Genomic DNA, 14,272 nt, shown 5'->3' with positions numbered 1-14,272 from the left:
GGCGCTGCAGGATGTCCCTTCAGGAGGCTGAGTGGAGCCGTCGCGTAGTGGGGTGCGAGGCATGGATGCCTCGCAAGCGCTGATGGGCCATGGATGGCCCGTCGGCGCGTCCACGCGGGAGCGATGGCGTAAGGAAGGAACCCGAAGCGCAGCGTAGGGCCGGATGTCGGGACAAGGCGTTTTGCCCACTTTTGTGCCCTTCAAAAGTGGGTCGCCGTAAAAGGCGAAAACAGCCTGTGGTGCCGCTGCAGGGAATGGATATGTTCGTGAAGGCGAGTGCCACCCACCACAAACACGCATCCCCCCTGATGAAAGCAGGCATATCCATTCGCGATGTCGGGCCTGATACCAGGCTATGCCGTTTCCTTGCGCAACGAATTACACAAGGCTTTCGTCAATCACCAGCACCAGCTTGCCCGACACCTGGTTACCCGCCAGTTCGGCAAAGGCAGCCTCGGCATCCTTGATCGGGTAACGACCGACCAATTGCGGCTTGAGCCGCCCTTCAGTGAACAACGGCCACACCTGCTGGCTCAGGTCACTGAGCAGGTCGGCCTTGAACTGGTCATCACGGTTACGCAAGGTCGAACCGGTCACCTGCACGCGCTTGGCCAGCACCTGAGCCAGGTCCAGCTCGGCTTTGCGACCGCCCATCAGGCCAATGATCACCCAACGCCCATCACGCGCCAGCAACTTGAGGTTCAATGCCGCATAACTGGCACCAACCGGATCGAGAATCACGTCAAACGGAGCGAAATCGTTCAGGCTTTCCAGGTCGTCACCACGCACTACACCGCCCGTGGCGCCGAGGCCCTGGCAGTAAGCCAGCCGATCGGCCGAGCCCACGCTGACCCAGCATGGGCTACCAAACGCCTTGCACAGCTGGATTGCCGCCGAGCCGACACCACTGGCGCCCGCGTGCAACAGCACCTTCTCACCCGGCTTGAGCCCCCCCAACTGGAACAGGTTGAGCCAGGCGGTGGCATACACTTCAGGGATCGCCGCCGCTTCGTGCAGGCTCAGGCCTTCGGGCACGGGGAGCACGTGGCGGGCATCGACCACCACTTCCTCGGCCATGCCGCCACCGGACAACAACGCGCAGACCCGATCACCGACCTGCCAGGACGCGCCAGGGCCGACTTCGACGATCACCCCGGAACATTCCAGGCCCAGGTACTCGCTCGCGCCCGGAGGTGGCGGATAAAGCCCGGCTTTTTGCAGTAGATCGGCCCGATTGAGGCCCGCAGCCGCAACACGGATTCGTACTTGACCTACATCGCAGGTTGGACTTGTCGTCGTAACCCACTCCACATGTCCGTCAACGCCTTGCAATGCCTTCACAGTGCCTCCATAGTTGTGTTATCACGAGCCCGAGTGCGAATGCGTCGGGCTTTTTGCAGTATGCGTCCGGTTTTTATGGAACCGGCGAATTCAAAGACGGCCTAATATGCGTGATCAATTGCCCTTACGTCGAATCAGCATGAAGCATTTTCTGCCCAGTACCGCCCTCGCATTGTTGATCGGCCTTGGCAGCCTACCGCTGGTGGGCAATGCTTATGCCGCCAACAGTTGGGACAAACTGCAACCCGACCGTGACGAAGTGGTCGCAAGCCTGAACGTGGTCGAGCTGCTCAAGCGCCATCATTACAGCAAACCTCCGCTCAATGACGCTCGCTCAGTCATCATCTATGACAGCTACCTGAAGCTGCTCGACCCGGCGCGCAGCTATTTCCTGGCCAGTGACATCGCCGAATTCGACAAGTGGAAGACTCAGTTCGATGACTTCCTCAAAAGTGGCAATCTCGATCCTGGTTTCACGATCTACAAGCGCTACCTGGACCGCGTCAAATCGCGCCTGGACTTCACCCTCGCGCAATTGGACAAGGGCGTCGACAGCATCGACTTCAACACCCAGGAAACCTTGCTGGTCGACCGCAAGGACGCCCCGTGGCTGAAAAACGAAGCCGAGCTTGACGACCTCTGGCGCAAGCGCCTGAAGGACGAAGTGTTGCGCCTGAAGATCGCTGGCAAGGAACCCAAGGCCATTCAGGAACTGTTGACCAAGCGCTACAAGAACCAGCTGTCGCGCCTGGACCAGACCCGTGCCGAGGATATTTTCCAGGCCTACATCAACACGTTCGCCCAGTCCTACGACCCGCACACCAACTATTTGTCGCCCGACAACGCAGAGAACTTCGATATCAACATGAGCCTGTCGCTCGAAGGTATCGGCGCAGTCCTGCAAAGCGACAACGATCAGGTCAAGATCGTCCGCCTGGTGCCGGCTGGCCCTGCCGCCAAGACCAAGCAAGTCGCGCCAGCCGACAAGATCGTCGGCGTGGCCCAGGGCGACAAGGAAATGGTCGACGTGATCGGCTGGCGCCTGGACGAAGTGGTCAAGCTGATCCGCGGCCCGAAAGGCTCGGTGGTGCGCCTGGAAGTGATTCCAGCCAGCAATGCGCCTAACGACCAGACCAGCAAGATCGTCTCCATCACCCGTGAAGCGGTGAAGCTGGAAGAGCAGGCCGCGAAAAAATCGGTGCTCAAGCTCAAGCAGGATGGCCGTGACTACAAGCTGGGCATCATCGAGATCCCGGCCTTCTACCTGGACTTCAAAGCCTTCCGCGCCGGCGATCCAGAGTACAAGAGCACCACCCGTGACGTGAAAAAGCTGCTGACCGAGCTGCAGAAGGAAAAAGTCGACGGCGTGGTGATCGACCTGCGCAATAACGGCGGCGGTTCCCTGCAGGAAGCCACTGAATTGACCAGCCTGTTCATCGACAACGGCCCGACCGTGCTGGTGCGCAACAGCGATGGTCGAGTCGATGTGCTTGAGGACGAAAACAACGGTGCCTTCTATAAAGGCCCGATGGCCTTGCTGGTCAACCGCCTGTCGGCTTCCGCCTCGGAGATTTTCGCTGGCGCCATGCAGGACTACCACCGCGCACTGATCATCGGTGGCCAGACCTTCGGTAAAGGCACGGTGCAGACCATTCAGCCGCTGAACCATGGCGAACTGAAGCTGACCCTGGCCAAGTTCTACCGTGTTTCTGGCCAGAGCACCCAGCATCAGGGCGTACTGCCAGACATCGACTACCCGTCGGTGATCGACACCAAGGAAATCGGCGAGAGCGCCCTGCCCGAAGCGATGCCGTGGGACACCATTCGCCCGGCGATCAAGCCTGCAAGCGATCCGTTCAAGCCGTTCCTGGCTCAGCTCAAGGCACGTCATGACGAGCGCAGCGCCAAGGATCCAGAGTTCGTCTACATCCGCGATCGCCTGGCCCTGACCCAGAAGCTGATGAACGAAAAATCCGTGAGCCTGAACGAAACCGAACGTCGTGCCCGACACGCCACGATCGAAGGCAAGCAACTGGCGCTGGAAAACACCCGGCGTAAAGCCAAGGGCGAGGAACCGCTCAAGGAACTGAAAAAAGAAGACGAGGATGCTCTGCCGGCCGAGCCGGATGACACCAAACCCGAGGATGACGCCTACCTGGCTGAAACCGGGCGCATCCTGCTGGATTACCTGAGCCTGAACTCAGCGGTGGCCAAGCATTGAAGCACTAATGGCAAAATAATATGGCTGGACGCTGGCGCGTCATTAAACAGTCATTTATCTGTCGTGAAATAAGGGGCTGCGTACCACGGGTACGCAGCCCTTTTTTCGTAAGGAACGCCTGACATGACCGTGACCGAACAGCTTAGCGCGCTGAGCTCCATCCTGGCTCAAAGCGGCTTGCACAGCCTGTTCCAACCCATCGTCTGCCTATCAGAACGGCGTATTCTCGGTTATGAAGCCTTAAGCCGCGGCCCCTCTAACAGCCCGCTGCACTCCCCCATCAACCTGTTCGCGGTGGCCCGTCAGGCGGGTCGGCTGACTGAGCTGGAAGTGGCCTGCCGAGAAAGTGCCTGTCGTCGCTTCAGCCAGCAAAAACTGGAGGGCAAGCTGTTCCTCAACGTCTCGCCGGAGTCGTTGCTGGAGCCGCAGTATCAGTCGGGGCGCACCCTGAAAATGCTGGAAGACATGGGCCTGTCACCAAGCCGGGTGGTCATTGAGTTGACTGAACAGACCCCCACAGATGATTTCCAACTGTTGTTCAATGCCCTGCACCACTACCGCGACATGGGTTTTTCCATCGCCCTGGACGACCTCGGTGCCGGTTACTCGAGCCTGCGGTTGTGGTCGGAACTGCGTCCGGACTACGTGAAGATCGACCGCCACTTTATCGATGGCATTCACCTGGACGCGGTCAAACGAGAGTTCGTCGGTTCTATCCTGCAAATTGCCAAAGCCTCGCGGGCGCAAGTGATTGCCGAAGGCATCGAGTTGGCCGAAGAGCTCAGCGTGCTCACCGAAATGGGGGTGGACCTGGTTCAGGGCTACCTGCTGGGCCGCCCTCAGGAACAGCCGCCGCGCAGTATCCAGAACGTGCTGCCAAGCCAGACGAACGTCAGTCAAACCCTCAGCGAGGAGAGTAGCGACCTCGAGGCACTGTTGATCGACCAGCCGGCGGTGATGGGCGATACCCCTACCGCACTGGTACTGGAATCGTTCCGCCGCCAGGCCAACCTGAACTCACTGGCCGTGCTGGATGCCAACCAGCGCCCCTGCGGCATCGTTCACCGGCATGCGTTCTCCGACGCCCTGCTCAAGCCCTTCGCGACCGACCTGTTCGCGCGCAAGCCGATCAGCCGGCTAATGAGCGAGGACTTTCTTGCCGTGGAGCTTAGCCAGTCACTGCAGCAGGTCAGCCGACTGCTGACCAGCCGGGCACGCCAGCGCATCGAGGAAGACTTCATCATCACCCAGAACGGGCAGTACCTGGGCCTGGGGCGGGTCATCGACGTGCTCAAGTTGATCACCGAGCAAAAAATCCAGCAGGCGCGCTACGCCAATCCCCTGACCTTGCTGCCGGGCAACGTGCCGATCCAGCAATGCCTGACGCACCTGCTGCAGCAGCAACGTGAGGCAGCCATCTGCTATGTGGATATCGATAACTTCAAGCCGTTCAATGACATCTACGGCTATGCCCGTGGTGATGAGGTTCTACTGTGCCTGGCGCAGTGCCTGAGTGAACGGGTAGACCCCAGCCGCGACTTCGTCGGGCATATCGGCGGCGATGACTTCATGCTGGTGCTCAGTGCCAGTGACTGGCACACACGCTTGAAGCAATTGCTGGAAGACTTTCAGAAACAGTGCAGACGCTTCTACCGCGCCGAACACCTGGAGGCAGGATGTTTCGTCGGCCATGACCGTCAAGGGCAGCGTCAGTCCTTTGAACTGTTGTCGCTGTCTATCGGCGTGGTACAGCTACACGCACAAGCGGGCCTGCAGCTCAATGCCGGGCAACTGGCAGAGTTGGCCTCCAAGGCCAAGCACCATGCCAAGGACGTCAAGGGCTACAGCCTCTACGTGATCGAAACCGCCGAACTGGCTCAGGCCTCAGCCTCGGCCGGGTAACTGTACTCGAACACCCGAACCACTTCTGACGCATGCCAGGACGCAGCAGCCATGCCATCGGACGGCCCGGAAAAACGCCCCAGGCGCTCGACACACTCGAAAAAGCCGGTGCGTGGCAAGCGACTGGCGCCTTGGCTGATCACCAGCGAACTGCGCAGCGGCTGCTCGGCACGGGCATCCAGCACGGCCAGGTACTCCAGTGCTGCGGTGAGGGTCTGCATGGCCGGGCTCGGCAGTTGCAGGCGCTCAAGCAAGGCGCGATAGGTCAGTAGATGGCGCTGCCGACGCGCGACGTCCAGCTCGCCCAGCAGGCTTTCCCACTGCTGGCGGCTGATCCGCACGCTGCTCACGATGGATCACTCCAGCCAGGCACACCAAGTTCCCACGCCAGGCTACGGCGAATGGCGGCATCGGGCTGGCGCTCGCCACGCTCAATCATGCCCAGGTAGGCCGGGCTGATACCCACGGTTCGCGCCAGTTGCTCCGGGGCCAGGCCCTTGGCCTGACGCAACTGAGCCAACTCACTCAAGCTCGGAACACGGGCCGGTGCCGACTCGACAACCGGCTCGCAGGTAACCTGCTGGCCGCTTGAATCAACCGCAGGCTGGCCGGCGGCCTTGAGCAAGGCCTGGTAGTGCTCCCAGGGTACGACCGCATATTCCGGTTGGCCGTCCCGGCTGATGACCTGAATACCCATTACAACCCCCTCGTAGGACAACTCGCATGTAATCGGTAGGCATAATCCTTATGCCAATTATATTACCAGCCAACGGAAGCGTGCGGCGTCAGCTTTTTTTATGCTCCAGGGACAATGCCTCAGGCGAATCAGGCAAACGCTCTACAACGCGCAGCTTCTCCGGCGCCTGCCGATCACGCCAGGCGCGAAAAGCCGCCATTTCATCGCCCACCGCCTTGAGCACCCAGGCCAGAACCGCGATGTCATCGAGCAAGCCCACCCCCAGCAACCAGTCTGGGATGGCATCCAAAGGGCTGACAAAGTACAACAGGCCCGCCACTACCGTGACCATGGCCTTGGGGCTGATTGCCCGATACTCGCCGCGCCACCAGGCCAGGCACAACGCCTGCAACAGGCGTACATCATCTTTCAGCTTGCCCAGCTGCGGCCCTTTGCGGGCCACGGCAAAAATCAGCGCAGGGAGCCGCCCACGGCTGAGCAAACGCTCGGCCAAAGGCAGAAAACGAGTGAAATTCCACGGAGCTTTCATGGAGCCTCCAAGCAATACCTCAGGGAAGGTTATCCACAATTATTGTGGATAACCTTGTGAACAGACCCGCTTTTGAGGCTCAGGGTGCCCGTAGCACAAGGGCCTTACTCAAATCGGGCGTTTTTTACACACCTGTTTAAATACGCAATCGTTCGGCTGCAGCGTCAACAGGTTGGGCGATTCAGACCTCGCCCTGCATGGGCTTGATGGTACAGGGAAATGCCGCCCTGTCCCAGAAACGACAACGCCCCGTGAGTACGGGGCGTTGTCAGTACAGGCGCAAACTTACTTGGCGTCAGCTTCAGCTTCTGGCTTCGGCTGATCCTTGATGCCCAGCAGTTCCAGCTCGAATACCAGCACGGAGTTGGCCGGGATCATCGGGCTTGGGCTCTGTGCGCCGTATGCCAGATCGGACGGGATGTACAGCTTGTACTTCTCGCCAACGTGCATCAGTTGCAGGCCTTCGACCCAACCCGGGATCACGCCGCTGACCGGCAGGTCAATCGGGCTACCACGCTCAACCGAGCTGTCGAAGACCTTGCCGTCGATCAGCTTGCCTTCGTAATGAACAGTGACCACGTCGGTCGGCTTGGGCTGGGCGCCATCGGCCTTCTTCACGACTTCGTACTGCAGGCCGGAAGCGGTGGTGACAACACCCGCCTTCTTGCCGTTTTCTTCGAGGAACTTCTTGCCGGCAGCTGCCGACTCTTCGCTCATCTTGACCAGACGTTCTTCGGCACGCTTCTGCAGTGCGGCGAAGGCTTCGACCAGTTCCTCGTCCTTGATTTTCTGCTCTTTCTTGCCGACAGCATCTTCGATGCCTTGAGCGACCGCCTTGGAGTCGAGGTCGTCCATGCCTTCCTGAGCCAGGCTCTTGCCCATGTTCAGGCCGATACCGTAGGAGGCTTTCTGTGCCGGAGTTTTCAGCTCGACGCTGGTCTGCGAATCGCAACCCGCCAGTACCAGGCCAACCAGGGCAACCGCAGCCGCCAACCGATGCTGTTTCATGCTATTTCCTTGTTCATGCGCCAATAGGGCAATCGAGTAAAGCCGCGAGCTTATCAGGCCGCCACGACCAATGGCTACCGGCATGAGAGCGAGAAAACGGGGATAAGTTCAGACAGATAAAACCTTCTTCATCCAGATGACAGCCAATGGCCGCTATCGCTCAGCGCGATACGCTCCGGCAACCTCGCGCAGCACCTCGCACAACCACTGTGCAGGCAGTGACGGGGGCAAGGCGGCATTGCTGCAAATACCAACCGAACCGCCCGGCTCACGCACGCCCAGGTCCAGTTCGCACAGCTCACCCGCATCAAGATCGACCCGCACGGCATCGCGTGGCGCGACCCAGACCGCATCGCTGCCCAAGACATAGCGGCGGCTCAAGGCCGGGGATAGGGTTTCCAGGCGCTGCAACGGCGGCTCGATCGCGCACTGCACGAACAAACTGTCAGCATGTTTGCGGATGGTGGTCCCGGCCAGCGGTAACACCAAGGGATAGTCGCCGACACGGTTGCGCTCCAACGGCTGACGCTGCAACAACGGATGGCCCGGACGCACCACCAGGGCCATCGACTCGCTGTACAGGTGCTCGAAGATCAGGCCCTGGATTTGCGGGCTGTCGGTCATTCGGCCAATGACCAGGTCCAGTTCACCGACATGCAACTGCGCCAACAGATAGGCACTGGGGCCGGTGGCGACACTGACCACCAACGCCTCATGACGCTGATGCAAACGGCAGAGCGCTTCGGGCATCAACAGGCTTTCGACCGTGGACAGCACCCCGACCCGCACCTTCGGCGGTGCGTGCTCCTCACCGCGCACGCTGCTCACGCCCTCACGCAAGGCCTGCACGCTAGGGCCTGCATAACGCATGAAGCGAAATCCGGCCGGGGTCAGCTCAACGCCCTGCTTGCCTCGCTCGAACAAGCGCGCCTGCAGCAAGTCCTCCAGCTCCTTGAGGGTTTTGGAGGTTGCAGGCTGGCTGATGGCCAGGACATCGGCAGCCTTGGCGAAACTGCCCTGCCGGGCGATTTCGAGAAAGCACAGCAGATGGCGGTATTTGATACGGGTGTCAAGGTTCATGCCAGGCAGTGTAACGGCCTGCCGCGCAGGCGGCGACTGCTTTGAACCAGCCCTGGTGCGTACAACTAATGCCACCCAGCAGCAGACACCAGCGCTGATGGTTTGCCGCTGATCCGCCGTGTCTCTACAATTCGCGCCGATGAATGCCGGCGCTCTCCACTCCCTCGCCGACTCAGGAGCATTTTTCATGGAAGAAATAGAACAGCGCTGGCTGTACGCCCTTTCTGCCCCCATGGCAGCCCTCAACGGTTCCAGTTACACCGCCCCAGACTACATCGAGATGGACCTGCAGGACGGCTGGGGCATCAGCAATCGCGAGCAGTTGCTCGAGATGCTCTACATGGCCGACCGTGGCCATGCCAGCGGGATGCTCGAGGCCTACTGGAACTGGCAGCGTTGCCTGCCCAGTGAATGGTCGACCCTGCTCGACGGCCTGGCGCCACGGCAACGCGCGCTGCATGAGTTTGCCAGTCGGACCTTCAGCGAATGCGGCCACGGCGGCATTCGTGCCTGGGATCTGGGGCGCATGGGTTTCCTGCTGCGCAATGGCCTGCGCAGCGGCTGGATCAACCTTGATGAAAGCCTCTGGCTACACAGCCGACTGGCCTTGAGGGCACGTCATTACTACAACAGCTGGAGCACCTACCTGGGCGGCTACATGACCGGCCGCATGTACTGGTGCTGCCTGGACAGCGCAGACGACGAGCTCGGCCACGCCCTGGACCGCGAAGGCTACGCCTACTGGAGCCGCTGTAGCGCTCGGGCCCTCGCTCAGGACGCCGCCGAACTGTTTGCCGAACTGCCTTGGGACCTGCCCCTGACCCTGCCACAAAAACCTGATTCGCTTGCGGAGTTCAACTGGTCATGAGCTGCTGGATATCCCTGGGCATCGAGCCTACCCGCGACCAGGATGCCATCCGCAGCGCCTACCGTACGCGCCTGCCAGAGCATCATCCGGAAACCGACCCACAAGGTTTTCAGGCCTTGCGTGAAGCCTACGAGGCCGCACTGAAGGAAGCCCGTAGCGTCGAAACCGCAGACGCCGACGATGAGCAAAGCCCGGCCCGCGAGCTGCTGGACGCATTCGACGAACTGTTCAGCGACGGCGCACGACGTTTCGACCCGGCCGCCTGGCGGAGCTATATCGAACGCTTCGACAGCGTCTCCCTTGAGGTTGTCGAAGCGCTGCGCTGGAGCCTGCTGGAGCGGCTGATCGACAGCGGGCCGATCTCCAACAATTGCGCACGCCTGTTGGCCGAGCGGCTGGACTGGCAGGGCAACCTGCTGCGTATCGATAACGTCGAGCAGGTCGAAGCGTTTATCGAACGCATCGCGCAGCCGGACCTCTTCGATACCGCAACGATCTCGTCCTGGCCACCACCGGCACAGATCGAAACCCTCTGGTACCTGAACACCCTGGAACACCTCTATCAGGAACGGCCGCTGGACGAGCTCCGCGACTTCGTCAACCAGCCTACCTGCCTGCCGCTGCCGAACGACGACGCCTGGCTGCAACGTCTGCTGGTACAACTCACCCAGGCCGATGTTGCGAGCAAGACCCTCTACGCACTGTGTGCGGAAAAACATCGGCACGCACCGGATGATGTCGACTGGCTGTACCTGCTGGCCCGTCAGTGCAGTGCCCTTGGCCTGGAAGAGCAAGCCCTGAGCAGCTGGTTGCGCTTGTGGCGCGAGCACCAACATCCGCAGGCCGCACAGTGGCTGCTCGAACTGTGCGGCAAACTTCAGCCACAGCGCCTGCCGCTGTTGATTCAAGCTTTCGACCGCCGCGAGCATTTCCGCGACTGGCCGAGCAACCTGAGTGCCCCAGCCCAGGCCTGGGGCAGCCCGGCGCAGCGCCCGGAGACGTTGACCCGCTGGCTCAATGCGGGTCGCCAGAACCTCGGGGGCCTTGCCGGGGCTTATGTGAACTGGCGCCTGGACGGCGATGAACTGCCATTGCTGGCGTTACTGCTCGATGAGCCTGGCGATGCGGTGTTAACGAACCTGTATCGCCAGGCCTGGGCATTGCACCGTGGCGACACCGCCCTGCTGGAACGCCTGCTGGCCGAACCCGACAGTAACGATGTGCTTGATTCACTGGTGCTGGAAGGCCTCAAGTACCAGGCCGAACAACACCTGTACTGGCTGCAGCACGCTCCCATTCCACAGGCGTTGACAGCCTTTATCAACGCCCCGGATGACAGCGTGCAACTGAACCCGCTATTGGGTCAGGACCTGGCACTGGACGTCACCCAACATTGGCTGCGCCGGCTCAAGGCCTTTACTGCAGCGCAATGGACGCGCCTGGACAGCGCCTTTGAACAGGAGCTCATTGCCTCGCTACCGTTTGGGGTAAAGATGCTCGCAGTCCTCAATCGCGAGGGCGTTGTATTGCCGCCCCAACCTGACGGTGAACAGCTGTGGGAATGGCACCGGCAAGCGCTGTTCTTCATTGCCCTGATGTCCGACCCGCTGCGCTGGCTGACACTGATTTCCCCTGCACTGCTTCACAGCATGCGTGCCGACACCGGGCATCCACTGTCGCGCGTACTGCCGCTGTTGCAGCGCGTGCATCAACAGGAAGGCCACTTCAATGGCTTGCTGGGCTGGCTGTCAGAAGAGGAGCCAGTGCAGAACGACGTCGCACTGAACCTGCTCACCGTGCCTCAGGCGCTGGGCAGTGCCAGGCTGCTGAGCAGCACACGCCTGTACGACTGCGTCGTGAGCGATTACGACACCTTCAGCGATGATCTGCTGGGCTTGATGTTGCTCTGTGGCGTGCTCTATCAGGACCCGACCCTGGATGCCGAGCAGCACCGTGTACTGCTGAACAATATCGCCGGGATCGCCTGCTCAGATGCCTGGTTCGAGTCATTCCGTGACGGTTTGATCAAGGGCGAACCGGTACGCCCACCCCGGGAGATCCTCGAAGAGCAGCAAGGCATCGACAGCAGCGCCTTCTATCTCGGCGTCGATACCCTGCGCAGGCTGGTGCTGGTGGAGAACCGTACCGGCGTGCCGCGCACCAAGGTTCTGCGCCAACTGCAGCAGGCCAAGGATGATCCGCGCCATGGACCAGGCCTGCGCCTGGCCTTGGCGGCGCTGTTGTCCTGGAGCGAGCGCCTGATGCTGGCCAGATCGGGCAGCCAACCGGTATCAGAATGGAACATGCTGAGCCTGAACAGCCGCCTGGGGCGTGTTGCCTGCGCCCAACAGAGCCTGATGTGCCAGGGATTAGCTGTTTTTCTGAGCCTCGCCAGCGGCAACGCGCAGGTGGCGCTAGGGATCGTGGCCGTTACCGTGCTGGTGCAACTGAGCATCATCCTGCGGCGGCTGCATGACATCGGGTTTGGCGTAGCCATGCTGCTGATTGGCATGGCCCTGACCATCGTGCTGCCGTTCCTGCCGCTGGTGCTGCTGGTCTTGCCCGGCGACAGCCTGCCGAACCGTTACGGTGTACCACCCGGTGGCGAAAAGCATGCACTGGAAGGCGGCCTGCAAGCCGCCCTGCGGCGCCTGAACGCTTAGCGGCTCAGAGGCCCTGCTCGTCCAGCGCTGTATTCAGCCGCTGGCGAGTGCTGTTGATGTCCTGCGCATGCTGGTTACCCAGCACTGCAGTAAAGGCTTCAAGCCACTGACCGACCTGATCACGCTGCTCACCCAGGCACTGCATCCAGGCACGCTCCAGACGCGCCAGCAGTGCACGGTTGGGCAGCGCATCGCGCGGGTGAATCTTCAACGCCGCCAGGCGACCATGGCTGGCCGCCCGGGCGGCGTCGTCGAGCCCCGCGGGGCTGCGGTCGATCACATGACTGTGGCGCTCGCCGTCCTCCAAGGCAACATCCACTTCCAACAGGCCATTGATGTCGTAACTGAAACGCACATCCATGGACTGAATCCGGCCGGCCTGCGGCAACTCGATATCGAATGCATCGATGAAGATGTTATCGCTCACCCAGGGTCGCTCACCCTGATAGACCTCGATGCGCACGGTTTTCTGTTCGGGATGGGTGCTCTGAAAGCGCTCGACCCGCGAGGTTGGAATGACTGTATTACGCTCGATGATCGGCACAAATGCTTGGCGCCGGCTTTCACCGCGCATGGCTGCAACACCCAGTGTATAGGGGCAGACATCGGTCAGGATCAGCTCTTCGATGGCCTGGTCACGTGCCCTGCACGCGGCCTGGCTGGCCGCCCCCAAGGCAACGATGGTGTCGGGGTCCAGGTGCCGGTAAGGTAAACGCCCAAACAAGGTGGCAACCATCTGCTGGACCACCGGCATACGCGTGGCACCTCCCACCAGCACCAGGCTATCGAGATCACGCGGGTTCAGCCGGGCATCACGCAACGCCTGCTCCACCGGGGCGCGCAGGCGCGTCAGCAAGGGTTCCCAGATCTTTTGCGCACGCGCTTCATCCAACGACCACTCGCGCAGCTCACCGGCACAACGCCACTGCACGTGCTGCGGGCCTTCACTGAGCTTGCGCTTGATCTGCTCCAGAGCGTCGTACAGCGAAGCCAGGGCTTGCGGCTCAACGCTGTCGGTCGCCAGTTGCAGGTCCTTGAGACAAGCCTGCAGCAGTGCATGGGTAAAATCCTCGCCACCCAGGTAGTTGTCGCCAGTAGAGGCATGCACCTCGATCAGCGGCAAGGCGTACTCCAGTACGGTCACATCGAAGGTGCCGCCACCCAGGTCGAAAATCAGCGTGCGCTCGAATTTCTGCTCATGCAGACCATAGGCCATGGCGGCAGCGGTAGGCTCGTTGATCAGGCGCTGTACCTTGAGCCCAGCCAGCTCGGCAGCAAAACAGGTGCGTTTACGCTGTTCATCGCTGAAGTAAGCCGGCACCGAAATCACCGCCTCGCTTACCGGGCAACCCAGCCAGGCTTCCGCGTCCTGTTTGAGCGCACCGAGCACCAGTGCAGACAACTCTTCAGGGCTGAAGGTCTGGCCGGCAAGCTCCAGACGTTTTTCACTGCCCATAAAGCGTTTGAACGCTGCTGCGCTACGTTCCGGGTGCGTGGTCAGCCGTGAGCGAGCCGCCTGGCCGACCAGAATACTGCCATCCTCATCGATGCTGACTGCGGACGGGGTAAGCCATTCGCCAAGGGCGTTGGGGATCAACTGCGCTCGCCCGCCCTGCCAGACGGCAATCAGGCTGTTGGTGGTACCCAGGTCGATACCCAGCAAGGGCGTACGGGGGGTGCTTGCATCCTGCATCATGGGACTCTTCCTGAGTAGCGGGAATGAGAAACAAAAAAAGCGACCCTAAGGTCGCTTTCTTTGTGGCTTCCGGGTGTTCAGTGGGCCCTGGAAGCTTGAATATGGCGCAGCGGACGGGACTCGAACCCGCGACCCCCGGCGTGACAGGCCGGTATTCTAACCGACTGAACTACCGCTGCGCTAACACTGAGAAGTGGTGGGTGATGACGGGATCGAACCGCCGACCCTCTGCTTGTAAGGCAGATGCTCTCCCGGCTGAGCTAATCA

Annotated in this window: 10 protein-coding genes, 1 tRNA gene and 2 pseudogenes; 4 read left to right on the top strand and 9 right to left on the bottom strand. The window is 61.0% G+C overall.

Annotated elements, in window-relative coordinates; genetic code table 11:
• Positions 1 to 378: 378 nt before the first annotated feature.
• Positions 379 to 1,341 (bottom strand): NAD(P)H-quinone oxidoreductase, encoded by a 963-nt coding sequence (locus EKA13_RS22555; RefSeq protein ID WP_065761457.1) that lies wholly within the window; start codon positions 1,339 to 1,341, stop codon positions 379 to 381.
• Positions 1,342 to 1,480: 139 nt separating this feature from the next.
• On the opposite strand from EKA13_RS22555, the gene EKA13_RS22550 reads away from it, so the two are divergent.
• Positions 1,481 to 3,562 (top strand): carboxy terminal-processing peptidase, encoded by a 2,082-nt coding sequence (locus EKA13_RS22550; RefSeq protein WP_176717470.1) that lies wholly within the window; start codon positions 1,481 to 1,483, stop codon positions 3,560 to 3,562.
• 123 nt (positions 3,563 to 3,685) lie between these two features.
• Positions 3,686 to 5,464 carry a bifunctional diguanylate cyclase/phosphodiesterase gene (locus EKA13_RS22545; protein ID WP_065761455.1) on the top strand — a complete coding sequence of 593 codons (1,779 nt, stop codon included), beginning with the start codon at positions 3,686 to 3,688 and terminating at the stop codon, positions 5,462 to 5,464.
• Here the strand turns inward: EKA13_RS22545 and EKA13_RS22540 are convergent.
• From EKA13_RS22540 to pcaQ, 6 genes and pseudogenes are all read right to left on the bottom strand, one after another.
• Positions 5,440 to 5,814 (bottom strand): hypothetical protein, encoded by a 375-nt coding sequence (locus EKA13_RS22540; RefSeq protein WP_065761454.1) that lies wholly within the window; start codon positions 5,812 to 5,814, stop codon positions 5,440 to 5,442. The two genes, EKA13_RS22545 and EKA13_RS22540, sit on opposite strands and share 25 nt — an antisense overlap.
• Positions 5,811 to 5,999 (bottom strand): annotated as a pseudogene (locus EKA13_RS28990) (helix-turn-helix domain-containing protein); the annotation flags it as partial. The pseudogene EKA13_RS28990 and the gene EKA13_RS22540, both read right to left, overlap by 4 nt.
• Positions 6,000 to 6,068: 69 nt before the next feature.
• Positions 6,069 to 6,161, bottom strand: a pseudogene (locus tag EKA13_RS28985) (transcriptional regulator); the annotation flags it as partial.
• An 88-nt stretch (positions 6,162 to 6,249) separates the two neighbouring features.
• A complete protein-coding gene (locus tag EKA13_RS22530) occupies positions 6,250 to 6,690 on the bottom strand; it encodes a YkvA family protein (RefSeq protein ID WP_065761452.1) in 441 nt (146 codons plus the stop codon).
• A 285-nt stretch (positions 6,691 to 6,975) separates the two neighbouring features.
• Complete coding sequence (gene bamJ / locus EKA13_RS22525; RefSeq protein ID WP_065761451.1) at positions 6,976 to 7,698, bottom strand: BamJ family beta-barrel-assembly machinery protein; 723 nt, start codon at positions 7,696 to 7,698, stop codon at positions 6,976 to 6,978.
• A gap of 153 nt (positions 7,699 to 7,851) precedes the next feature.
• Entirely contained in the window at positions 7,852 to 8,778 is a 927-nt protein-coding gene (gene pcaQ, locus EKA13_RS22520; RefSeq protein WP_065761450.1) for a pca operon transcription factor PcaQ, read from the bottom strand.
• A 187-nt stretch (positions 8,779 to 8,965) separates the two neighbouring features.
• Here pcaQ and EKA13_RS22515 point away from each other — a divergent pair, with 187 nt between their 5' ends.
• A complete protein-coding gene (locus EKA13_RS22515) occupies positions 8,966 to 9,646 on the top strand; it encodes a DUF1266 domain-containing protein (protein WP_065761449.1) in 681 nt (226 codons plus the stop codon).
• The gene (locus EKA13_RS22510) at positions 9,643 to 12,309 is read left to right on the top strand and encodes a J domain-containing protein (RefSeq protein ID WP_065761448.1); all 2,667 of its coding nucleotides are present in this window, start codon (positions 9,643 to 9,645) and stop codon (positions 12,307 to 12,309) included. Before EKA13_RS22515 ends, EKA13_RS22510 begins: the two co-directional genes overlap by 4 nt.
• Before the next feature lie 4 nt (positions 12,310 to 12,313).
• Here EKA13_RS22510 and EKA13_RS22505 read toward each other — a convergent pair whose 3' ends face one another.
• Complete coding sequence (locus EKA13_RS22505; RefSeq protein WP_065761458.1) at positions 12,314 to 14,002, bottom strand: Hsp70 family protein; 1,689 nt, start codon at positions 14,000 to 14,002, stop codon at positions 12,314 to 12,316.
• Positions 14,003 to 14,107: 105 nt separating this feature from the next.
• Positions 14,108 to 14,184, bottom strand: a tRNA-Asp gene (locus EKA13_RS22500).
• Positions 14,185 to 14,272: the final 88 nt, after the last annotated feature.

It is taken from the genome of Pseudomonas defluvii (assembly GCF_001695625.1).
Lineage (GTDB): Bacteria > Pseudomonadota > Gammaproteobacteria > Pseudomonadales > Pseudomonadaceae > Aquipseudomonas > Aquipseudomonas defluvii.
Note: the sequence above shows the minus strand (reverse complement) of the source record. Positions and strands in the feature narration are given on the sequence as shown.

What these genes read in the sequence shown, in the direction of transcription:
- EKA13_RS22550 (WP_176717470.1), top strand. Translation starts at nt 1,481, where the DNA reads ATGAAGCATTTTCTGCCCAGTACCGCCCTCGCATTGTTGATCGGCCTT.
- EKA13_RS22545 (WP_065761455.1), top strand. Translation starts at nt 3,686, where the DNA reads ATGACCGTGACCGAACAGCTTAGCGCGCTGAGCTCCATCCTGGCTCAA.
- EKA13_RS22530 (WP_065761452.1), bottom strand. Translation starts at nt 6,690, where the DNA reads ATGAAAGCTCCGTGGAATTTCACTCGTTTTCTGCCTTTGGCCGAGCGT.
- bamJ (WP_065761451.1), bottom strand. Translation starts at nt 7,698, where the DNA reads ATGAAACAGCATCGGTTGGCGGCTGCGGTTGCCCTGGTTGGCCTGGTA.
- pcaQ (WP_065761450.1), bottom strand. Translation starts at nt 8,778, where the DNA reads ATGAACCTTGACACCCGTATCAAATACCGCCATCTGCTGTGCTTTCTC.
- EKA13_RS22515 (WP_065761449.1), top strand. Translation starts at nt 8,966, where the DNA reads ATGGAAGAAATAGAACAGCGCTGGCTGTACGCCCTTTCTGCCCCCATG.
- EKA13_RS22510 (WP_065761448.1), top strand. Translation starts at nt 9,643, where the DNA reads ATGAGCTGCTGGATATCCCTGGGCATCGAGCCTACCCGCGACCAGGAT.
- EKA13_RS22505 (WP_065761458.1), bottom strand. Translation starts at nt 14,002, where the DNA reads ATGCAGGATGCAAGCACCCCCCGTACGCCCTTGCTGGGTATCGACCTG.